Here is a 21,162-nt window from a genome sequence, read left to right on the forward strand (position 1 = left end):
GCCCCCCGCCGTTTCGCCGCCATGGCAACGGCCGGAGCCGCCACCCCCCACAGGAGAGGCCCCGGCCGTCGCGCGGCACGGACCGCGCGGCGGCCCGTACTTCCTACAGCGCCAAGCGTGCGTCTTCTGTCACACCCCGCCACGGTCCACCGCGTCACGAGTTAGTTGCATCTTGGACGGACATGGACGAGGAGCGGTTTCAGGTCGTAACGTGCCTTTCCGTCGAGCACGAATGCGTGATCACTGCAACGATCGGCGGCCTCGAGGCCGCGACCATCTACTGAGGAACCAGGTGCTGGGGGACGACGCGGAGCTGACCGCCGCGGTACGTGCGGCACAGGCCGGGGACGAGACCGCGTTCCGGACGGTCTACCGAGCGGTGCATCCGCGGCTGCTCGGGTACGTACGGACGCTGGTCGGCGACCCGGACGCCGAAGACGTCGCGTCCGAGGCCTGGCTGCAGATCGCCCGTGACCTGGAGCGCTTCAGCGGCGACGCGGACCGCTTCCGCGGCTGGGCCGCCCGGATCGCCCGCAACCGCGCCCTCGACCACATCCGGATGCGCGGCCGCCGCCCCGCGATCGGTGGCGACGAGACCGAGCTGACCGGCCGGGCCGCCGAGTCCGACACCGCGGGCGAGGCCATCGAGGCCCTGGCCACCGACAGCACCCTCTCCCTCATCGCGCGGCTCCCGCAGGACCAGGCCGAGGCCGTCGTCCTGCGCGTGGTCGTGGGCCTGGACGCCAAGACCGCCGCCGAGACCCTCGGTAAACGCGCGGGCGCCGTCCGCACCGCCGCGCACCGCGGCCTGAAGCGGCTCGCGGAGATGCTCGGCGAGGATCCGGAATCGGCCGGCAGGCTCGACGCGCTGCCGTCCCAGCGAGAACCGCGCGGTCGCGCGGTGACATCCGCCACTGTGACGCATACGTGTGCGCGGACGCAGAAGGACATGTGATGGCCAACGAGCAGTACAGGTGGCTGAACCGCGAAACGGCGGAACGTCTACTGCGCGGTGAGCCGCTCGAAGCCGTCGACGCCTCCGCCCGCGACGAGGCCGAACGGCTCGCCAAGGCCATCGGCGCCCTGTCCGCCGACGCCGCGTCGGCCCAAACGGAACTCCCCGGCGAGGAAGCCGCGCTGGCCGCCTTCCGCAAGGCCCGCGAGGGTGAGGTCACCGCCGTCGAGCAGGCCGGTCATCGCGTCCCGTCCGCGCGCCCGGCCGACGCCGGGCTGGTCGGCATGGGCGGCCGGACCCGCGCCGCACGCCGTCCCGGCTGGGCCCGGCCGGTGCGCCTGGCGCTCACCGCCGCGCTGGCCGCGGGCATGATCGGCGGGGTCGCCGTGGCCGCCGGGAGCGGGGTGCTGCCGACGCCGTTCGGCGGCGACACTCCCGGGCCCGCCGCCTCCGTCTCGGCCGCCGTTACTCCCGAACGCCCCCTCGTCTCGCCCTCGCAGGGCGGGACGTCCGGCCTGCTGCCCCCGAGCGGCGGCGCGAGCGGCACCCCCGGCGACGGCTCCTCGCCCGGCACGGACCGCGAGGACCCGGCCAAGGGCGGTGCCACCGGCTCGGCGGAGACCTCCCACTCCACCGGCACCTGGTGGAGCGGTGCGCCCTCGGCCTGCCGTGACATCCGGGCCGGCAAGGAACTGGCCCCCGACCGCAAGCACGCCCTGGACGGGGCGGCGGGCGGCTCGGCGCGCGTGTGGAAGTACTGCCAGGGCATCCTCGAGACGTCCGGGAACGCGTCCGGTGACAAGGACAAGGACAAGGACGGCCAGGGCGACCAGAACGGCCAGGGCGGCCAGAAGGGCGACAGCGGCCAGGGCGGTGACGACGACGGCCACATAGGGCCGGGCGGCAACGACCACCACGGCGACGGAGCCATCGCCACGCCCTCCCCGTCCGCGTTCGTCCCGCTGGCGCCGAAGCGCCCGGCGACGACCGTCCCGCTCCCGTCCCCGAGCCCGACCTACACCGCGCTCTGACCTGCGCGTTCGCAGGCCGGGAAACTTTTTTTCCGCAGCGCGTAACGTTTTCGGCCGCCGGTACGCAGTACAGAGTGAGCCGACTGGTCATCGGCCCTCGCACAGAGCCGGGGTTCCCCCCGTACCCACGGCTCGTGCACCTGGCGCGGGGGGGGGGCGGGGGCCCCGCGCCCCCCCCCCCCCCCCCCCCCCCCCCCCCCCCCCCCCCGGGGCCCCCCCCGCGGGCCGGCCCCCCCCCCCCCCCCCCCCCCCCCCCGGCCCCCCCCCGGCCCGCCCGCCCCCCCCCCCCCCCCCGGGGGGGGCCCCCCCCCCCCCCCCCCCCCCCCCCGGGGGGGCGGGCGCCCCCCCCCCCCCCCCCCCCCCCCCCCCCCCCCGCAGCACCTCCCCGCCTCACCGGTGGACGACGACCTTGTCGCCGTTCCGCACCTGCGCGAACAGATCCGCGATCGCCGCCTCGTCCCGCACGTTCACACAGCCGTGGGAGCCGCCCGCGTAACCGCGCGCGGCGAAGTCGTAGGAGTAGTGCACCGCCTGGCCGCCGCTGAAGAACATCGCGTACGGCATGGGGGAGTCGTAGAGCGTCGACACATGGTGCCGGGACTTCCAGTAGATGTGGAAAACACCCTCCCGGGTGGGGGTGTACCGCGCGCCGAAGCGGACGGCCATCGTGGACACCGTCCGCCCGTCGATCATCCAGCGCAGCGTCCGGCTGGTCTTGCTGATGCACAGCACCCGTCCGGTCAGGCAGCGCGGGTCGGGCGCGGCGGCCGGCTGACCGCCCATCAGGTACAGCTCCCACTTGCCCGGCTCGTGGGTCATGCCCAGCAGCCGCTGCCAGGTGACGGCGTCCGTCTCACCGGTCTGCGGCAGCCCGCGCTTGCGCTGGAAGCCTTTGACGGCCTGCTCCGTCAGATCGTCGTACGTCCCCGTAGGCCCGTCGAAGAGCCAGCCGATCTGGCGCAGCCGGGCCTGCAGCTCACGTATGTCCGTGCCGCTGTCGCCGCGGGTCCACAGGACGTGCGGTGGCGTCAGGGCGGGCGTGGCGCTGCCGGGCTCGGGGGCGGCCGGGCCGGCCGCCCCCGAGCTGCCCGGCAACCGGATGTGCACCGGCGAACGCTGCTTGCCGTCCGCGTCCGGGGCCTGCACCGTGCAGCCGCCGAGGACGGCGAGTGCGACGGCGGAGACGAGTGCGGCGGCGGTCGAGCGTCCGATGCGGCTCATGCCCGTGATGCTTCCCCGCGTGACCGCCGCCGAACAACGGGGCATGGTGAGGAGTACCGAACGTACCGCCCGTACTGCGGAGGCACACCATGGCGCGTGAGTCGGAGTCCGGACTGCCGATCGAGCCGGTCTACGGGCCCGGGGACCTGACCGGCTGGGACCCGGCGCAGAAGCTGGGCGAACCGGGCGCGTACCCGTTCACCCGGGGCGTGTACCCCACCATGTACACCGGCCGCCCCTGGACGATGCGCCAGTACGCCGGCTTCGGCACGGCGACCGAGTCCAACGCCCGCTACCGCCGGCTGATCGAGCACGGCACCACGGGCCTGTCCGTCGCCTTCGACCTGCCCACCCAGATGGGCCACGACTCCGACGCGCCCCTCGCCCACGGTGAGGTGGGCAAGGTCGGCGTGGCCATCGACTCGATCGACGACATGCGGGTGCTGTTCGACGGCATCCCGCTGGACAAGGTCTCGACGTCGATGACGATCAACGCGCCGGCGGCCCTGCTGCTGCTTCTGTACCAACTGGTCGCGGAGGAGCAGGGAGTCCCGGCGGACCGGCTGACCGGCACGATCCAGAACGACGTCCTGAAGGAGTACATCGCGCGCGGGACGTACATCTTCCCGCCCAGGCCGTCCCTGCGGCTGATCGCAGACATCTTCGAGTACTGCAAGGCCGAGATCCCCAGGTGGAACACCATCTCGATTTCCGGCTACCACATGGCGGAGGCGGGCGCGTCCCCCGCGCAGGAGATCGCGTTCACCCTCGCCGACGGCATCGAGTACGTGCGTACGGCGGTCGCGGCCGGCATGGACGTCGACGACTTCGCGCCCCGCCTGTCCTTCTTCTTCGTCGCCCGTACGACGCTCCTGGAGGAGGTCGCCAAGTTCCGCGCCGCCCGCCGGATCTGGGCGCGGGTGATGAAGGAGGAGTTCGGCGCGCGGGACCCCAAGTCGCTGATGCTCCGCTTCCACACCCAGACCGCGGGCGTCCAGCTGACGGCCCAGCAGCCCGAGGTGAACCTCGTCCGCGTCGCCGTCCAGGCCCTGGCGGCGGTGCTCGGCGGCACCCAGTCCCTGCACACCAACTCCTTCGACGAGGCGATCGCGCTGCCCACGGACAAGTCCGCCCGCCTGGCCCTGCGCACCCAGCAGGTACTGGCCCACGAGACGGACGTGACCGCGACCGTCGACCCCTTCGCGGGCTCGTACGCCGTCGAGCGGATGACGGACGACGTGGAGGCCGCCGCGCTGGACCTGATGCGCCGGGTCGAGGACATGGGCGGGGCGGTCGCGGCGATCGAGCGGGGCTTCCAGAAGGAGGAGATCGAGCGCAACGCGTACCGGATCGCCCAGGAGACCGACTCCGGCGAGCGGGTGGTGGTCGGCGTCAACCGCTTCCGGCTGGACGAGGAGGAACCGTACGAGCCGCTCCGCGTGGATCCGGCGATCGAGGCCCAGCAGGCGGAGCGGCTCGTCCGGCTGCGGGCCGAGCGGGATCAGGGGGCGGTGGACTCGGCCCTGGCCGCCCTGAAGAAGGCCGCCGAGGGGGAGGACAACGTGCTGTATCCGATGAAGGAGGCGTTGCGGGGGCGGGCGACTGTGGGGGAGGTGTGCAACGCCCTTCGGGAGGTTTGGGGGGCTTATGTGCCCAGCGATGCTTTCTGACCTGCGGGATTCCTTCGAATGAGTGATCGAGGTCAGATTCCGTACGCCCCCGTTACGCTCCTTGCAGAGTGGGCCCCGAAAAGGAGGACGCCATGGCCGTACTGCAGCAGGAGCTGCCCGTGCCGGAGTGCGTCGGCATCCACCTGGAGTTCCCGGTGGACACCCTCCTCGACGGCTGACGCCCGCAAACCGGAGCGTCACCCGCAGCCCACGCCCGCCAGGTACTCCGCGAGTCCCGCCTCCGACTCTCCCGCCCAGCCGACGTAACCGTCCGGGCGGACGAGGAACAGACCGGGGCCGTACGACTCGGGGGCCGGCCCCCGTACCACCCGCACCGGCTCGGGGACGCCGGACGCGTCCCCCAGCAGCGTCCAGTGCGGCCCCCGGAACGCGTCGAACAACCGCACCCCGCCCACCGTGCCGTCCGGTGCCCGGTCCCCGGCCCGTACCCCGGTCACCGTCGCCCGCGTCTCCACCGTCAGCGACGACTCCCGGTACCCGATCCCCAGCTGACGTGTGGCCTCTCCGCGCCGCACCTCGCCCCGGTGCACACCCGTCGACAGGTCCAGCATGTGGGCGGCGTTGGGGCGCCGTTCCTCCTCGTAGGTGTCGAGGAGCGCGGCCGGGGCCTCGCCGCGCAGTACCGCGCCCAGCTTCCAGCCCAGGTTGTAGGCGTCCTGGACGCTGGTGTTCAGGCCCTGGCCGCCGGCGGGGGAGTGCACGTGGGCCGCGTCCCCGGCGAGGAAGACCCGCCCGTCCCGGAAGCGGTCGGCGAGTGCCGCGCGCGGGCGGAAGTCCGAGGACCACAGCACCTCGGTGACGTCCTCGGGAGCGATGTGCGTACGCTCGGCGACGACCTTTCGGACGCCGGCCAGGGAGAGGTCCGGGTCCGAGCCGTCCGGGAACCGGGCGGCCAGCTGGAAGTCCTCCGTGCCCGCGAGCGGCCAGATCACCAGGAAGCCGCCGTCCTCCCCGCGCTGGGGAAAGATGTGCAGGTAGTCCCGGCCCAGGCCCGTGATCCGCACGTCCGCCACCAGCATCGGGTTCGGGTCGACCGTCTCGCCGGTCATGCCGGTGCCGAGCGCCCGGCGCACCGCCGAGCGGCCCCCGTCGGCGGCGACCGCGTACCGGGCGCGGACCGCGGTGCCGCTCGCGAAGCGCACGGTCACCCCGTCCGCGTCCTGGTCCAGGCCCACGACCTCCCGGTCGAAGGCGACCTTCCCGCCCAGTTCCGCCAGCCGCGTGAACAGGATCTCCTGGGTCCGCCACTGCGGCACCATCCACGGCCCGGTGTACGGGGAACCCTCCTCGCCGTCCTCCGCCGGGTCGAACATCTGGTGCTCCCCGGCCTGCTGCCCGTCCTGCCAGATCATCCCGACCGGGTACGACCCGCCGGCCTCGAGGATCGCGTCGAGCACCCCGAGGTCCTCGAACACCTCCAGGGTGCGCGGCTGGAGCCCCTTGCCGCGTGATCCGGGGGACAGTCCCGGGCCGCGCTCCACGACCAGCGCCTCCACGCCGCGCCGGGCGAGGTCGATGCCGAGCGAGAGGCCGGTCGGGCCCGCGCCCACGATCAGGACGTCCGTGCCGTAAGCATGCGCAGTCATACCCCGCTCCTTAACGTCGTTAAGTTCCGTCGGTGTCGAGCGTGCCCTTAACGCTGTTAAGCTGTCAAGCGTGAGCACGGAACGACGACCGCCCCTCGATCGCACCCGGGTCGCGGACACGGCCCTGAAGCTGCTGAACGAGGTGGGCCTGGACGGGCTGACCCTGCGCGCCATCGCCAGGGAACTGGACGTCAAGGCGCCCGCCCTGTACTGGCACTTCAAGGACAAGCAGGCGCTGCTCGACGAGATGGCGACGGAGATGTACCGCCGGATGGTCGCCGGGACACCGCTCGGCCCCGGCGACACCTGGCAGGAACGGCTGCGGAAGTCCAACCGCGGCCTGCGCGCGGCACTGCTCGGCTACCGCGACGGCGCGAAGGTCTTCAGCGGCTCACGCTTCACCGGCATCGAGCACGCCGAGCAGATGGAGGAGAACCTGCGCCTGTTCACCGGCGCCGGCTTCACCTTCGCCCAGGCGGTCCGCGCCACGTCGACGACGTACCTCTACACCCTCGGCTTCGTCACCGAGGAACAGGGCGTCCAGCCCCTGCCCGGCGAACGCCGCGCGGGCTACGACATCGAGGAACGCGCCCGCCTGATGGCCGACTTCCCGTTGTCGGCACGGGCGGGCGCGGAGATGTTCCAGGACTACGACGAGCACTTCGAGGAGGGCCTGGCACTGGTGATCGCGGGGATCGGGGCGCGGTACGGGGTTGCCTGACGGCCGTACTCAGCGTGCCCTCGACAGCGCCGCCCGCAGCCTCGGTGTCCACGGCTTCTCGACGAACCGGTTGAGCAGCCATGCCAGCAGCAGCATCGCGGCGAGCGTCAGGGCGAAGGTCACCGCCGACGACAGGTGCAGACCCCGGTGCAGCGCGTGGATCACGACCCAGCCGAGGTGCTCGTGGACCAGGTAGAACGGGTACGTCAACGCTCCGGCCACCGTCAGCCAGCGCCAGTTCGCCCAGCTCAGCCAGCCCAGCGCGATCGCCGCGACCGCCACGAAACCGAAGGCGACGACGAGGACGATGCCGAGCGTGGTGCGGTGGGCGAACGCGGTCGGGCCCGAAGCGTTCCACAGTTCGCGCACGGCATAGTGCTGCCCGATCAGGAAGCCCACGCCCACGATGCCCCAGGCGCAGGCGTCCCGCCGGTCGCGGTGGACGAGGTAGAGGCCGACACCGCCGACGAAGAACGGGGCGTACTGGGGCATCAGGACGAGGTCGAGCAGGGGCTCGTGCGCGGCCTGTGCGATCACCGCCGCCAGCGTCCAGCCCGCGCAGAACATGATCACCCGGCGGCGGCTCGCCCCGGGCAGTACGACGCACAGCGCGAACAAGGCGTAGAACCGGATCTCCGCCCACAGGGTCCAGCACACCCCCAGCACCCGGTCCGCCCCCAGCGGCTGCTGAAACAGCGTCAGGTTGACGAGGGCGTCACTCGGCGACACCGCCTTGTAGGCGACCACCGGCAGCGCGAACACCGCCGTCACGAGGATCACCGCCGCCCAGTAGGCGGGCAGCAGACGGGACGCGCGGGAGGCCAAGAACGACCGCGGTGACCGGCCCCAGCCGCTCATGCAGATCACGAATCCGCTGATCACGAAGAAGACCTGGACGCCGAGGCAGCCGTAGGCGAAGTACGAGTGCAGCGTGGGGAACTGGAGCTTGGGCGAGCTGCCCCAGGCGCGGGTGACGTCACCGTCGCGGCCGCCGTAGTGGTACACCGCCACCATCAGCGCGGCGACCAGCCGCAGCCCGTCCAGGGCGCGGAGCCGGCCCCCGGCGGCCTTCACCGCCGGCGGCCGGCCGGCCGGAGCGCCTTCCTGAACGGGCACAGCCGCGGGTTGCGGACTCGCTGTCGTCACGACCGTCTCGGTCATGCTGTATCCCTCGCCTCTCTCACTCGGATTTCAGCAGCCGGGCGGAACGATCGGCGAGTTCGATGCGGATCGACTCCTTGCGGGCGAGCCGCCGTACCGCCTTCCCCCGCGGTCCGGGCCCCGCCGCCACGCGCGCGACTCGCCCCCCGATGAGGCAGGCACCATAGGCACCGGAGGGACAGTCGTACCTTCATTTGTTTGAATGAAATACGACCGTGTTCCCCGCAGGGCCGAATTGCGACGGAACCCTTGGTGAACAGTGGGTGGTGCCCATCCGGCGCGTGGTGCCGAGCATTTCACGCAAGGGCAAGGAGCTTCACTGCCGCCGGTTCAGTGGCCGGCCGGGGGCCCGGCGCTCAGCGGCGTACCGCCTTGCGCAGGGCCCGGGCCCGGCGCACCACCCGGCGTGCGGTGGAATTGCGGGGCAGGAACGACAGCCGCTCCGGAATGCCGCCGGGCAGGCCGAGGGACGTGAGCCGGCGCTTCTTGAAGTAGCGTCTGGTGCGCGGACCGAAGTGCCGGGACAGATAGCCCTCGGCGGCGGTGCGCAGCGACGGGTGTATCTGCGGCTGCATGCTGAAGCCGACCGCGGTGACCAGGCCGGTCAGCGTGCCGGCGGGAACCGGGTCCTCGCCCTCGCGGCCCTCCAGGTCCGGCAGCAGCGCGTCGGCCAGCACGGCGGGGACGCGGTTGCTGTTCTGGTAGGGCGTCAGGCGCTCCAGGAGCAGCTCGGTGCCGATGCGGGCGACCGGCAGGCCGTAGAACGCGGACGCCGTGAACAGCGCCGTGGAGAAACAGCCGACGACCAGGCCGGGCGGTGACATCTCGAACAGCGCCTCGGCGAGCACGGGCACGTCGAGGACCGTCAGGTCCACACCCAGCTTCTCGGCCTCGGTCTCCAGGACGCGGCTGTAGCGGGCCGGCGCGGTCGGGTGCGGCTTGAAGACGATCGCACGGTGGCCGCGCTCCACGGCCCCGCGCATCATCCGCACATGCAGGTCCTCCTCCTCCTGGGGGGAGAGGATGCCCAGCGCGGACAGGTACTGGCCCAGCAGCAGCGCCGAGTTGCCGGACAGCGCCGGCAGCCGGCTCACCGATGCGCTGAGTTCGCCCAGCACCTTCAGGAACGCGGCCGTCGGCACGACCTGCGCCGGCACGTCGAACTCGGTCAGCAGCATCGGCGTCAGGCCCGGCACGAGATCCAGGTGCAGGAGTCTGCGCACCCGCGTGCCGACCAGCGGGTCGAGCTTGTTGCGGGTGGGACCGTAGCTCATCAGACCGTCGGCGTAGACGTGGATCGGGGCGTCGGTGAACAGCTGCGCCACCGTCAGGGCCGGGGCGACCTGGATCGACTCCAGGACCAGCTCGACGTGGTCGTCGCCCAGATCCCACAGCAGCCGCAGATAGCGCTCGAAGAGGGGGATGTCGTCCGGGCGCGGTGTCCAGGCGCCGGGATGGAAGGGGCGGATGGCCTCGTTCCAGGACAGTACGGCGTCGAAGTGGTCGCGCAGCGGCTCGAAGCCCGGCATGGCGTCGACGGCCGGGGTGGTCTCGGGGGTCGCGGAGTTGTTGAAGACCAGCAGGAGTCTGCGGTCCTCCTGCGTGAAGCAGTCGGAGTCGAGGGCGGCGGCCAGCGTGGCGGCGCCGTACAGGGTGGAGACGCAGAAGATCCGGGTGGTACGGGGCATCAGGCAGCCGCCTTCGCTGTGGTGATCCGGCGCCGCAGCCGCCGCAGCCTGGAGGAGCGGCGCAGGTCCATGGTGTCGAGCACGTCACCGAGCGCGTCCTGCGGCATACGCTGTATGGCCGCCGCGCTCATCGACCGCAGCTGCCTGGCCACGGCCGGTTCCCACTTGCTCTCGTCCGAGAGGTGGTGGGCGATGATCGCGCAGTAGGTGCGCACCGCCTTCGGCAGCAGCCGGTCGGCGTCCGGGTCCGCCGCCGTCTCCTCGATGACCTGGTCGAAGGCGCGGATGAAGTCCAGCTGGCGGACGTCGCCGATCTGGGTCAGGGAGGAGGCCACCCCACGCCGGTAGAACACGCCCAGCAGGCTCACCACGGCGAACGACTCCGCCTCGCGGTGCAGTTTCCAGATCCACGGCCGGTCCTCGGCCGTGCGCAGCCCGTCGGTGAAGTGCAGCAGCCCCTTCTCCAGCAGCCGGCGGTGATAGACGCCGGCCCAGGCGTAGGCGTAGTCCACCGAGGTCGTCCGGTCGGCCGGCAGGATCGCCTCGCGCGGGTTCATGACGTACCGGCGCCGCCCGTGCGGCACCCGGTGCACCGTCCGCGCGCGGGCCGTCGCCTGCACATGGTCGGTGCGGACGAAGTCACACCCCAACTCATCGATGGCGGCCACCAGTTCGGCGTAGTAGCCCGGGGCCAGCCAGTCGTCGCCGTCCAGGAACGTGAGGTACTCGCCGCGCGCCGCGTCCAGACCGGTGTTGCGCGCGGTGGCGAGCCCTCCGTTCTTCTCGTGGCGGATGTAGCGCACCTGGGCGACGTCGGAAAGCTCCTCGGCAGCGCGTTCGAGAAGCGCCGGTGTTTCGTCCTTCGAATGGTCGTCGACCAGTACGAACTCGAAATCGGAACGGGCGTTCAGGTGAAGGCTGCGGAGGGTGTCCGGGGCATATTGCCGCACGTTGTAGAACGGCACGATCACGGAAAGCTTAGGCACTCGCGAAAGCCTAGGAGCCCGTCCGGCTGCGGAACTTTCGGGTATTCGTACGGCGGGTGAACTCAATGTGTCGGAACGGTGCACCGCATGTACTTCCCGTGCTGCGACGGGCCAGTTGGGCTCGTGGCGATGTGTTGTTAACTTTTTGTTGAGATGGGGTTGGGCCCTACCTAGGAATTGCTTCCTAGCGTCTTCGTCGTGCCACCAAGTACACCGAAGCCCACGCGAATCGCGGTACTCGCGGACTCCGACACCCGCTGGAAATGGGGTGCGTTGACGGCGGCCCGAATCGCACCGGGCCCGTCCATGGAAGCCGCAACCCGCGAGGACGCGCAAGCCGGCCCCGAGCTGAGCGGATTCCTGCTGCGCGGCCGGGCCACGCCCACCGCGCGCCAGCTGGCCGAGGTGGGCGTCACCGCCGACTCCCTCCGGGAGGTCACGGCCGTCGAGTTCCTGCGCGCCATGACCGAGGAGCCGTACGACCTCGTCGTGCTCGCCCTCGTCGGCGGCGGCGTGCAGGCGATGCTGCACGGCCTCAAGCGCGTGTGGGAGGGCCACCCGAAGCGCCCCGTCGTCGTCACCGGTTACGTCGGCGTCGTCTACGAGAAGCTCGCCGACGGCCTGCTGCTGCGGCACGGCGCGGACCTCGTCCTCGCCAACTCCCGCCAGGACGCCGAACGTTTCCGGGCCGTGTACGAGGGGGTGGGCGCCGACGCCTCGGCGGTGACGGAGGTGGCACTGCCGTTCCTCGGCGGCGCTTCGTACGCAGGCGAACACGACCCCTACACCGTGGTGTTCGCCGCGCAGCCGTCCGTGCCGGACAACCGCGGGGACCGGACGTACCTGCTGGAACGCCTGGTCCGGCACGCCCGCACGCACCCCGAGCGGGAGGTGCTGCTCAAGCTGCGCTCCAAGCCCGGCGAACACACCACGCACATCGAGGAGCTGCCCTACCAGAAGCTGGTCCAGCGGCTCGACCCGCCGGCCAACTTCCGCCTGGTGTACGGAAACATGGGCGAGGTCCTCGACCGCACCGACCTGCTGGTCACCATCAGCTCGACGGCCGCGCTGGAGTCCCTGCACCGCCGTATCCCGACCGTCGTCCTCACCGACCTCGGCGTGCGCGAGGTGCTCGGCAACCACCACTTCGTGGGCTCCGGCTGCCTCGCCTCCTGGGACCAGCTGGACGCCGGACACCGGCCGGCGCCCGACCCGCAGTGGGTGGCCAGGCAGGGGGTCGCCGCTGGGGGTCCCCCCTCTGGGGCAGGCTCCTACGCCGCCGCCTTCGACACGGCCCGCGAGCGGATCACCAAGCTGCTCGCCCAGCCCGGCGGCCTGCCGCCGCTGACCCCCTACTACACCCCCGAGACCGCGCCCGGCTACCTGCCCGGCATCCTCGCCCGCCACCACCTCGGCCCCGACGGCAGCCCGCTGCCCGGCGCGCCCGCCGCCGACAGGGAACCCGGACCGGTCCGGCAGATCGTGCGCCGGGCGGCGCGCGGCGCCTACCGGCACGGAGTGCAGCGCGTGGCGCCCGTCATCCGGCGGATGGGGGAGCTGTGAGCGCCCTGATCCCATCTCAAGGAGCAGAACCCATGTCCCACCCGGAAGCGGGCCAAGGCGCTTCGGTGCGCCGGGTGCTCGCGGTGATCCCCGCACGCGGCGGTTCCAAGGGCGTGCCCGCGAAGAACCTCGCCCCCGTCGGGGGCGTGCCCCTGGTGGCGCGCGCGGTGCGTGAGTGCCGGGCCACCCGCCTGGTGACGGACGTCGTGGTGTCCACCGACGACCAGGCCATCGCGGCGGCGGCACGGGAGGCCGGCGCGGAGGTCGTGCTGCGGCCGGCCGCCATCGCCGGGGACACCGCGACGTCGGAGGCCGCGGTCCTGCACGCCATGGACGCGCACGAGGCCCTGCACGGCGCGGCCGTCGACGTGGTGCTGCTCGTGCAGTGCACCAGCCCGTTCATGGTCCGGGAGGACATCGACGGCGTGGCCGGCGCCGTCGCGGAGAACGGCGCGGACACCGCGGTCACTGTGGCACCGTTCCACGGATTCATCTGGCGCGACGCGCAGGACGGCGTCGACTCGACGGAGGACGGCGGCGGTTACGGCGTCAACCACGACAAGTCCTTCCGCCCCCGCCGCCAGGACCGCCCCCAGGACCTGCTGGAGACCGGCGCCGCCTACGCCATGGACGCGGCCGGCTTCCGCAAGCACCAGCACCGCTTCTTCGGCCGCACAGAACTCGTGCGCACCGACCCCGCGCGGGTGCTGGAGATCGACGATCCGCACGACCTGGCGCGGGCACGGGCCCTGGCTCCGCTGTTCGACGCGGACCGCCCCGGCGCCCTTCCGACCGCCGACGACATCGACGCGGTCGTCCTCGACTTCGACGGCACCCAGACCGACGACCGGGTGCTGATCGACTCCGAAGGACGGGAGTTCGTCTCCGTGCACCGCGGCGACGGCCTCGGTATCGCGGCCCTGCGCAACAGCGGCCTGCGGATGCTGATCCTGTCCACGGAACAGAACCCGGTGGTCGCCGCTCGCGCCCGGAAGCTGAAGCTCCCGGTGCTGCACGGCATCGACCGCAAGGACCTCGCCCTCAAGCAGTGGTGCGAGGAGCAGGGCATCGCGCCGGAGCGCGTGCTCTACGTCGGCAACGACGTCAATGACCTCCCGTGCTTCGCCCTCGTCGGCTGGCCCGTGGCGGTCGCGAGCGCCCACGACGTCGTGCGCGGCGCCGCACGCGCGGTCACCACCGTCCCCGGTGGTGACGGCGCGATCCGGGAGATCGCCGGCTGGATCCTCGGCCCCTCTCTCGACACCCCCGCCAAGTCCACCAAGTAAGGACATCTCCACGATGAGCACCAACTCCCGTACCCGCCCGTTCGGTTCGCGCGAGGCCGGCCCCGGCCGCCCCGTCTACATCTGCGGCGAGATCGGCATCAACCACAACGGTGAGCTGGAGAACGCCTTCAAGCTGATCGACGTGGCCGCCGAGGCCGGCTGCGACGCCGTGAAGTTCCAGAAGCGCACCCCGGAAATCTGCACCCCGCGCGATCAGTGGGACATCGAGCGTGACACCCCCTGGGGCCGGATGACCTACATCGACTACCGCCACCGCGTGGAGTTCGGCGAGGACGAGTACCGCCAGATCGACGAGCACTGCAAGGAGAAGGGCATCGACTGGTTCGCGTCCCCGTGGGACACCGAGGCGGTCGCCTTCCTGGAGAAGTTCGACGTGCCCGCGCACAAGGTGGCCTCCGCGTCCCTGACCGACGACGAACTGCTGCGGGCGCTGCGGGCGACCGGGCGCACGATCATTCTGTCGACGGGCATGTCCACCCCCAAGCAGATCCGGCACGCGGTGGAGGTCCTGGGCAGCGAGAACATCCTGCTCTGCCACGCCACGTCGACGTACCCCGCGAAGGCGGAGGAGCTCAACCTCCGCGTGATCAACACCCTGGAGCGGGAGTACCCGAACGTCCCGATCGGCTACTCCGGCCACGAAACCGGCCTGCAGACCACCCTCGCGGCGGTCGCCCTCGGCGCCACCTTCGTCGAGCGCCACATCACCCTGGACCGCGCGATGTGGGGCTCCGACCAGGCCGCCTCGGTGGAGCCGCAGGGCCTGCAGCGCCTCGTCCGCGACATCCGCACGATCGAGGCCTCGCTGGGTGACGGCGTGAAGAAGGTCTACGACTCCGAGCTCGGCCCGATGAAGAAGCTGCGCCGCGTCACCGGCGTCGTCGCCGAGGCGGAGATCGCGGCGGCGGCGGGCGAGCCGGTCGCGGTGTGAGACCTGGACAGTCGAGTCCTTTACGACGGGACGGTCGTACGTCGATGAGCCCCCGCGCCGGGAACACCGGTCCCCGCACTCTCGCGTTCGTCGAGAGTCCGGTGCAGTTGCTGAACCTGCTGGAGTGGGCGCACGTCCACGGCCTGCGCGGGCCGGACACGCCCGGCCCGGGGCCGGCGCTGCCCGGGTCCGGGCGCGGGCCTGTGCCCGTGCCCGCCCGGGTGCGGCGGTCGGTGGACGGCGGTCCGCCGCCGGCCGGCGCGGACCTCACCGTCGTCGTGCTGTCCCCGACCGATCCCATGACCCGGGGCCAGCTGCGCCGCATGGCCGACCTGGCCCGGGACGAGGGGCACCGGGTCCGCTGGGAGGAGGCGCGGGGCGGCCCGGCCGCGCCCTTCCACACCATCGGGGGGCTCGCCGGGCAGCTGCGCCGGGCGGACCGGATCGTCATGGGAGACCCCTTCTCCCGCTACGTACAACTGCTGCTGACGATCACCCGGGCCAAGGACCTGGTGGTGGTCGACGACGGCACGGCGACGATGGAGTTCGTCGCCCAGCTCGCCCGGGGCGAGCGCCTGGTGCGCTGGCACCGCAAGGGCGGCCGCCCCGGACCGCGTGACCTGCTGTTCGCGCCGGTGTCCTCGTCCGCCCGCCGCCGGCTGACCCCCAGCGCCGGCCGCCGGGTGGAGGTCTTCTCCTCCATGCCGATGGAGGAGACCCCGGAGGGCGTGACGGTCACGGCCAACGACTTCGGCTGGACCCGCGCCCGCTTCGGGCCCCCGCGCATCACGAAGGGCGCGGACATGGTCGGCACGTCCCTGGTCGAGACGGGGGTCGTGGACGGCGACCGGTACCTGGAGGCGGTCCGCAACCTGGCCAAGGCCCACGGGGCCACCCGCTACTTCGCCCACCGCAGGGAGAGCGCCGAGAAGCTCCACCGGCTCGCCGCGTGGACCGGACTGGAGATAGTCCGCCCCGACCTGCCGCTGGAGCTGATCGCCCGGCGCGGCCCGATCGGGCGGACCGTCCTGAGTTTCCCCTCGACGGTCGTCCACACCTTGCCACTGGCCCTCGTCGGCACGGGGGTGCGGGTCGCCGTGTGCGACATCGACCCCGGCTGGCTGACCGAGAACGCGTCGCCCCGGGCACAGGGCTTCCTGTCCGGGGTCACGGGGACCGCTCGGGATGTGCATCGGTTGGCGGCGGTGAGTTCGGGTTAGGGGGTGGCTGGGGGCTGGTTGGAGGGGCTGGTTCGGGCTCGGCTGGGGGGCGGCTGGTTGGGGTTCGGCTGGGACTTAGCCGGGGGCCGGCCGTGGGCTGTCGTCCGGCTTGAGGGTGGGTTTGCGGGCCAGGAGGAAGACCCGGGGGCGCTTCTCGTCGTCGAGCGGTGCGCGGCGGGTTGCGGCCATGGGCTCGAGACCCGCTTGGGTGAGCCTGGCGGAGACGGTTTCCGGGGTCCGCCAGTAGTAGTCCAGGCCGATCTCGTGGCCGAAACGTTCCGTGAGGCGCAGGTGGCCCTCCTCGTCCCCCTGGAAGGCCAGTAGTACGTGTCCGCCGGGGACGAGGGTGCGGTGGAACTCCGCGAACGCCGTCGGCAGGTGGTCGTCCGGGACGTGGATGATCGAGTAGAGGGCCAGGATGCCGCCCAGCGTCCCGTCCGGGAGGTCCAGCGACGTCATCGACCCCACGTGGAACCGGAGGTGCGGGTGCGCCTCGCGGGCCAGCGCCACCATCCGGGGTGAGAGGTCCACCCCGAAGACCGGGACGCCGAGGTCGTGCAGGCGGGCGGTGACGTAACCGGGGCCACTGCCGAGATCGGCGACCGGCGCCGGGGCGTTCGCCCTGACCAGCTCGGCGAAGGCGGTGACCAGGGCTCTGTCCAAGGGGTTGAAGGCCAGGCCGTCGGGGAAGCGGTCCGCGTACTCCTTGGCGATCGCGTCGTAGGAGGAGCGGGTGGCCTGGAGGAAGTCCGCGTTCGGGTGGGTCACGGGGCGCAGGTTAGTGGGTTGCCGTGGGGGCCGCCCGCTTCTTTGTCAGTCGCCCGCTTCTTTGTCAGTGTCGTGACCCGGTGACCCAGGTGGGTGTTCCCTGAGGCGGTAATGGGAGGATATGGGACAGCGGGGGCGGTAAAGGTGCAGGTGGGTTGGGGGGTGGGGTGGCCCGGATCCTCCAAATGGGGTCGGCGTGTCGGTAGGGGGGCCGTTTCGGTCCGTGGACTGCTCCAGCGTGGCTCTGGCGCTGCGTGGTATCCGTGGAAGAGGAGAAGATGGCATGGGTGTCCCTGCGCGAGCCGCGCGAGTTTACCCAGTCCATACAACGGCTATGCGTCGGGCGGTCGGATTTTCTTCCCCTAACGGGTTGAAGTTTTGTTGATCGAGGCTCAGTTGACCGGTCCGGCGTCCTACCCTTCAGAGGGTGAACCAATTGATGTCCCAAGAGTCCGAGGCCGACCTTCCCGGCGATGCCGTGCTCCCCGGTCTGCTGAGCGAGTCGCTGTACGGCGAACTCGTGGCGTTCCGGCGCGATCTGCACATGCACCCCGAGCTGGGCAACCAGGAGTTCCGTACGACCGCCGCGATCAAGGCGCGGCTGGAGAAGGCCGGGCTCAAGCCCCGTGTCCTCACCTCCGGGACGGGGCTCCTGTGCGACATCGGGGTGGAGCCTGGTGAGGAGGTCGACGGGGCGCCCATCCTGGCGTTTCGGGCCGACATCGACGGGCTGCCGATTCCGGACACGAAGAGTGAGTGTTCGTACCGGTCCACCGTGCCCGACCGGGCGCACGCCTGTGGGCATGACGTGCATACGACCGTCGTGCTGGGCGCGGGGCTCGTGCTCGCCGCGCTGCACGAGAAGGGGCTGCTGCCGCGGCCGGTGCGGCTGATCTTCCAGCCTGCCGAGGAGGTGCTGCCCGGCGGAGCCGGCGACGCCATCGAGTGCGGGGCGCTGGACGGGGTGGGGCGCATCGTCGCCGTGCACTGCGATCCCCGGGTCGATGCCGGGAGGATCGGGTTGCGGCAGGGGGCGATCACGAGTGCCTGTGACCGGCTGGAGATCGCCTTGGACGGGCCTGGTGGGCACACCGCTCGGCCGCATCTGACCACCGACCTCGTCACCGCTGTGGCACGGGTCGTCACCGACGTGCCCGCGCTGGTCGCGCGGCGGGTCGACAGCCGGAGCGGGCTCGCCGTGACCTGGGGGCGGATCGAGTCGGGGCATGCGCCGAACGTCATTCCGCAGCATGCCGAGCTCTCCGGGACCGTGCGCTGCCTGGACATCGACGCCTGGCGGCTGGCGCCCGACGTGCTGCACGCGGCGATCGACGAGGTCGCCACCCTGCACCGGGCCAAGTCCGAGATCAACTACGTGCGCGGTGTGCCGCCGGTCGTGAACGACCCGGAGGTCACCGAGCTGCTGCAAGAGGCCATGGTCGCGCGGCGTGGGGTCGAGTCGGTCGAGGGGACCGAGCAGAGCCTGGGCGGGGAGGACTTCTCCTGGTACCTCGAGCGCGTGCCGGGGGCCATGGCGCGGCTCGGGGTGCGGACGCCGGGGGAGCGGACGGTGCGTGACCTGCACCAGGGTGACTTCGACGCCGACGAGAGCGCCATCAGGGTCGGCGTGGAGCTGTTCACCGCGGCTGCGCTGCTGGACGCCGTGCAGTAGAACGGCTGGGCGAGGGGCTCCGCCCGGTTGGTGCACCTTCGTCCCCTTGTGCCACCCGGGTGTAACCGGTGGTCGGCGGTTGTAACCGGGGGCGGCACGAATCGATAACGGCCCGGGGAAACCCCGTTCCCCTCCTCTTCTACGCGCGTTACTGTGCGCCGAATCGCCACCACCGGCGGCATCTTCGCCACCGGCGGCACATTGGGGATGAGCGGGCCGGTGACGGTGCCGTGGGGACGAAGGGTGCTCGCTGTGCGTCTGATCTCTCGGAGGACCAGGTTCTCCCAAGCTGCGGTGACCGTGGCGGTCATCGCCCTCGCGGCCGCCGGGTGCGGCAAGTCCAGCACGGACTCCAGCAGTGGAGGCTCCGATGACGGCAAGTACTCCGGCAAGGGCATAGGCCTGGCCTACGACATCGGCGGCAAGGGCGACCAGTCCTTCAACGACGCCGCGTACTCCGGTTTCAAGAAGGCCGAGGACGAGTTCAAGATCGGCGGGCGGGACGTCGAGCCGCAGGACAACGAGTCCGACGCCGACAAGGTGCAGCGCCTGGAGACCCTGGCCAAGGCCGGCTACAACCCGATCATCGGTGTCGGCTACTCCTACGCGCCGGCCGTGAAGCAGGTCGCCGCCAAGTACCCGAAGGTCACCTTCGGCATGATCGACGACTCGACCATCAAGGCGAAGAACGTCGCCGACATGGTCTTCGCCGCAGAGCAGTCCTCCTACCTCGCGGGCGTCGCCGCGGCGTCGGCCACCAAGAAGGACCACATCGGCTTCATCGGCGGCGTGGACATCCCGCTCATCCACACCTTCGAGGCGGGCTTCGACCAGGGCGCCAAGTCGGTCAACCCGAAGATCAAGATCGAGTCCCAGTACCTGACCCAGACCGCCCAGGAGGGCGGCTTCTCCAGCCCGGACAAGGGCAGGGACGCGGCGCAGGGCCAGATCGACGCGGGCGCCGACGTGATCTACCACGCGGCCGGCCTCTCCGGCCAGGGCGTCATCCAGGCCGCCGCCGAGCACAAGGTCTGGGCGATCGGCGTCGACTCCGACCAGTACCAGCAGACCGCGCTGGCCAAGTACAAGGACTACATCCTCGGCTCCGCCCTGAAGAACGTCGGCGGCGCGGTGTACGACCTGGTGAAGTCGGTGTACGAGGGCAAGCCGGAGAGCGGCCTCGTGGAGGGCACCCTCAAGTCGGGCGGCGTCGGCTTCGCCGACTCCAACCCGAAGTACAAGGCGATGACCAAGGTCGTGGCCGCCGTCGACAAGGCCAAGCAGGACATCATCGACGGCAAGGTCACCGTCAACACCAAGTGATCCAGCACCGGCCCATACCTCCGGTCGGGCACCGTTGCAGTCGTACGCCCCTTGCCTCCCGCAAGGGGCGTACTGCTGTCCGTAACCTTGGCCGTGACTGTGGCCACAGCTCGATAACGGACCGGACATTGGGGGTTTTCCGTCCGGTCTACGCGCGTTACGCTGCGGCGGAACCAGCACCTGGTATGGGTGCTTGCACGAAGGAGTCTCGTTCCATGCGCCGGGTGTCCCGTATCGCGGTTGCAGGCGTTGCAACCGCAGCTCTTGCCGTCACTGTTTCCGCCTGTGGCAGCTCGTCGACCTCGTCCTCCACCGGTGGCAAGTCCAAGGGCATCGGTCTTGCGTACGACGTCGGCGGCAAGGGCGACCAGTCCTTCAACGACGCCGCCTATGCGGGCCTGCAGAAGGCCGAGAAGGACTTCGGCGTGAAGGCCCGGGACGTCGAGCCGCAGGACAACGAGTCCGACGCCGACAAGGTGCAGCGCCTGGAGACGCTCGCCAAGCAGGGTTACAACCCGATCATCGGTGTCGGCTACTCCTACGCGCCGGCCGTGAAGACGGTCGCCGCCAAGTACCCGAAGGTGACCTTCGGCATCATCGACGACAACACGATCAAGGCGAAGAACGTCGCCGACATGGTCTTCCACGAGGAGGAGTCCTCCTACCTCGCCGGTGTCGCCGCCGCCAAGGCCACCAAGAAGAACCACATCGGCTTCATCGGCGGTGTGGACATCCCGCTGATCCACAAGTTCGAGGCGGGCTTCGTCCAGGGCGCCCAGTCGGTCAACCCGAAGATCAAGGTCGAGAAGCAGTACCTGACCGAGACGGCCCAGGAAGGCGGCTTCTCCAGCCCCGACAAGGGTGAGAACGCCGCGGACGGCCAGATCGACGCCGGTGCCGACGTGGTCTACGCCGCCGCCGGCCTCTCCGGCCAGGGCGTGATCAAGTCCGCCGCCGCGCACAAGGTGTGGGCCATCGGTGTGGACTCCGACCAGTACCAGCAGACCGCGCTGGCCCCGTACAAGAACTACATCCTGACCTCGGCGCTGAAGAACGTCGAGGGCGCGGTGTACGAGCTGTCCAAGTCCGTCCTCAAGGACAAGAAGCCGCTCTCCGGCGAGATCCGCGGCTCGCTCGCCAACGGCGGCGTGGGCCTGGCCGACTCCAACCCGACCTTCAAGAACAACGCCGACATGCAGGCCGCGATCAAGAAGGCCGAGGAGGGCATCAAGAACGGCACCATCAAGGTGAAGACCTCCTGACCGTCTCGGGCAGAGGCCTTGGCCAAAAGAGCGCTGTAATGGCAGCGTTACGGCCACGGAACGGGGCACGGGGAGC

Annotated in this window: 17 protein-coding genes; 11 read left to right on the top strand and 6 right to left on the bottom strand. The window is 71.2% G+C overall.

The genetic code is table 11. From position 1 onward, the window contains the following. The first annotated feature begins 292 nt into the window (after positions 1–292). Both ACIBBH_RS07370 and ACIBBH_RS07375 read left to right on the top strand, forming a co-directional pair. Positions 293–955 (top strand): RNA polymerase sigma factor, encoded by a 663-nt coding sequence (locus tag ACIBBH_RS07370; protein ID WP_399402890.1) that lies wholly within the window; start codon positions 293–295, stop codon positions 953–955. Beyond that, positions 955–1,986, top strand: a complete 1,032-nt coding sequence (locus ACIBBH_RS07375) for a hypothetical protein (RefSeq protein WP_399402892.1) — start codon at positions 955–957, stop codon at positions 1,984–1,986. Before ACIBBH_RS07370 ends, ACIBBH_RS07375 begins: the two co-directional genes overlap by 1 nt. A gap of 390 nt (positions 1,987–2,376) precedes the next feature. Here ACIBBH_RS07375 and ACIBBH_RS07380 read toward each other — a convergent pair whose 3' ends face one another. Then, positions 2,377–3,207, bottom strand: coding sequence for a L,D-transpeptidase family protein (locus ACIBBH_RS07380; RefSeq protein WP_399402893.1), 831 nt, complete (start codon positions 3,205–3,207; stop codon positions 2,377–2,379). Between the two features lie 89 nt (positions 3,208–3,296). On the opposite strand from ACIBBH_RS07380, the gene ACIBBH_RS07385 reads away from it, so the two are divergent. After that, complete coding sequence (locus ACIBBH_RS07385) at positions 3,297–4,877, top strand: methylmalonyl-CoA mutase (protein ID WP_399402895.1); 1,581 nt, start codon at positions 3,297–3,299, stop codon at positions 4,875–4,877. A 197-nt stretch (positions 4,878–5,074) separates the two neighbouring features. On the opposite strand, the gene ACIBBH_RS07390 is transcribed toward ACIBBH_RS07385, so the two are convergent. Then, positions 5,075–6,484: an FAD-dependent monooxygenase gene (locus ACIBBH_RS07390; protein ID WP_399402897.1), complete on the bottom strand. Its 1,410-nt coding sequence runs from the start codon at positions 6,482–6,484 to the stop codon at positions 5,075–5,077. Positions 6,485–6,554: 70 nt separating this feature from the next. Between ACIBBH_RS07390 and ACIBBH_RS07395 the strand changes: the two genes are divergently transcribed. After that, positions 6,555–7,205, top strand: coding sequence for a TetR/AcrR family transcriptional regulator C-terminal domain-containing protein (locus ACIBBH_RS07395; protein ID WP_399402899.1), 651 nt, complete (start codon positions 6,555–6,557; stop codon positions 7,203–7,205). Positions 7,206–7,214: 9 nt separating this feature from the next. On the opposite strand, the gene ACIBBH_RS07400 is transcribed toward ACIBBH_RS07395, so the two are convergent. The 3 genes from ACIBBH_RS07400 to ACIBBH_RS07410 all read right to left on the bottom strand — a co-directional run bounded on the left by ACIBBH_RS07400 (position 7,215) and on the right by ACIBBH_RS07410 (position 11,040). Next, the gene (locus ACIBBH_RS07400) at positions 7,215–8,366 is read right to left on the bottom strand and encodes an acyltransferase family protein (RefSeq protein WP_399402901.1); all 1,152 of its coding nucleotides are present in this window, start codon (positions 8,364–8,366) and stop codon (positions 7,215–7,217) included. Between the two features lie 356 nt (positions 8,367–8,722). Continuing rightward, positions 8,723–10,054 carry an alpha-2,8-polysialyltransferase family protein gene (locus ACIBBH_RS07405; protein ID WP_399402903.1) on the bottom strand — a complete coding sequence of 444 codons (1,332 nt, stop codon included), beginning with the start codon at positions 10,052–10,054 and terminating at the stop codon, positions 8,723–8,725. Continuing rightward, positions 10,054–11,040, bottom strand: a complete 987-nt coding sequence (locus ACIBBH_RS07410) for a glycosyltransferase family 2 protein (protein WP_399402905.1) — start codon at positions 11,038–11,040, stop codon at positions 10,054–10,056. Before ACIBBH_RS07410 ends, ACIBBH_RS07405 begins: the two co-directional genes overlap by 1 nt. Positions 11,041–11,238: 198 nt before the next feature. On the opposite strand from ACIBBH_RS07410, the gene ACIBBH_RS07415 reads away from it, so the two are divergent. Genes ACIBBH_RS07415 through ACIBBH_RS07430 form a run of 4 tightly spaced genes read left to right on the top strand, consistent with a single transcriptional unit; the run spans position 11,239 to position 16,061 of the window. Beyond that, on the top strand, positions 11,239–12,603 hold the full coding sequence (locus tag ACIBBH_RS07415; RefSeq protein ID WP_399402907.1) for a DUF6716 putative glycosyltransferase: 1,365 nt from the start codon (positions 11,239–11,241) through the stop codon (positions 12,601–12,603). Between the two features lie 32 nt (positions 12,604–12,635). Next, positions 12,636–13,889 (top strand): cytidylyltransferase domain-containing protein, encoded by a 1,254-nt coding sequence (locus ACIBBH_RS07420; protein ID WP_399402909.1) that lies wholly within the window; start codon positions 12,636–12,638, stop codon positions 13,887–13,889. Positions 13,890–13,902: 13 nt separating this feature from the next. After that, positions 13,903–14,841, top strand: a complete 939-nt coding sequence (locus ACIBBH_RS07425; RefSeq protein ID WP_399402911.1) for an N-acetylneuraminate synthase family protein — start codon at positions 13,903–13,905, stop codon at positions 14,839–14,841. Between the two features lie 44 nt (positions 14,842–14,885). After that, a complete protein-coding gene (locus tag ACIBBH_RS07430; RefSeq protein WP_399402913.1) occupies positions 14,886–16,061 on the top strand; it encodes a hypothetical protein in 1,176 nt (391 codons plus the stop codon). A gap of 75 nt (positions 16,062–16,136) precedes the next feature. Here ACIBBH_RS07430 and ACIBBH_RS07435 read toward each other — a convergent pair whose 3' ends face one another. Next, entirely contained in the window at positions 16,137–16,829 is a 693-nt protein-coding gene (locus ACIBBH_RS07435) for a class I SAM-dependent DNA methyltransferase (protein ID WP_399402915.1), read from the bottom strand. Positions 16,830–17,268: 439 nt separating this feature from the next. Here ACIBBH_RS07435 and ACIBBH_RS07440 point away from each other — a divergent pair, with 439 nt between their 5' ends. The 3 genes from ACIBBH_RS07440 (at position 17,269) to ACIBBH_RS07450 (ending at position 21,086) form a co-directional block, all read left to right on the top strand. After that, entirely contained in the window at positions 17,269–18,501 is a 1,233-nt protein-coding gene (locus ACIBBH_RS07440) for an amidohydrolase (RefSeq protein ID WP_399402917.1), read from the top strand. A gap of 294 nt (positions 18,502–18,795) precedes the next feature. Further along, positions 18,796–19,824, top strand: coding sequence for a BMP family protein (locus ACIBBH_RS07445; RefSeq protein WP_399402919.1), 1,029 nt, complete (start codon positions 18,796–18,798; stop codon positions 19,822–19,824). 215 nt (positions 19,825–20,039) lie between these two features. Next, on the top strand, positions 20,040–21,086 hold the full coding sequence (locus ACIBBH_RS07450; RefSeq protein ID WP_399402921.1) for a BMP family protein: 1,047 nt from the start codon (positions 20,040–20,042) through the stop codon (positions 21,084–21,086). Positions 21,087–21,162: the final 76 nt, after the last annotated feature.

The organism is Streptomyces sp. NPDC051636 (genome assembly GCF_044453765.1).
Lineage (GTDB): Bacteria > Actinomycetota > Actinomycetes > Streptomycetales > Streptomycetaceae > Streptomyces.

Bases quoted from the DNA above. Each gene is read 5' to 3' on its own strand.
- ACIBBH_RS07375 (WP_399402892.1), top strand. From the start codon at position 955: ATGGCCAACGAGCAGTACAGGTGGCTGAACCGCGAAACGGCGGAACGT.
- ACIBBH_RS07380 (WP_399402893.1), bottom strand. From the start codon at position 3,207: ATGAGCCGCATCGGACGCTCGACCGCCGCCGCACTCGTCTCCGCCGTC.
- ACIBBH_RS07385 (WP_399402895.1), top strand. From the start codon at position 3,297: ATGGCGCGTGAGTCGGAGTCCGGACTGCCGATCGAGCCGGTCTACGGG.
- ACIBBH_RS07390 (WP_399402897.1), bottom strand. From the start codon at position 6,484: ATGACTGCGCATGCTTACGGCACGGACGTCCTGATCGTGGGCGCGGGC.
- ACIBBH_RS07400 (WP_399402901.1), bottom strand. From the start codon at position 8,366: ATGACCGAGACGGTCGTGACGACAGCGAGTCCGCAACCCGCGGCTGTG.
- ACIBBH_RS07405 (WP_399402903.1), bottom strand. From the start codon at position 10,054: ATGCCCCGTACCACCCGGATCTTCTGCGTCTCCACCCTGTACGGCGCC.
- ACIBBH_RS07420 (WP_399402909.1), top strand. From the start codon at position 12,636: ATGTCCCACCCGGAAGCGGGCCAAGGCGCTTCGGTGCGCCGGGTGCTC.
- ACIBBH_RS07425 (WP_399402911.1), top strand. From the start codon at position 13,903: ATGAGCACCAACTCCCGTACCCGCCCGTTCGGTTCGCGCGAGGCCGGC.
- ACIBBH_RS07430 (WP_399402913.1), top strand. From the start codon at position 14,886: ATGAGCCCCCGCGCCGGGAACACCGGTCCCCGCACTCTCGCGTTCGTC.
- ACIBBH_RS07440 (WP_399402917.1), top strand. From the start codon at position 17,269: ATGTCCCAAGAGTCCGAGGCCGACCTTCCCGGCGATGCCGTGCTCCCC.
- ACIBBH_RS07450 (WP_399402921.1), top strand. From the start codon at position 20,040: ATGCGCCGGGTGTCCCGTATCGCGGTTGCAGGCGTTGCAACCGCAGCT.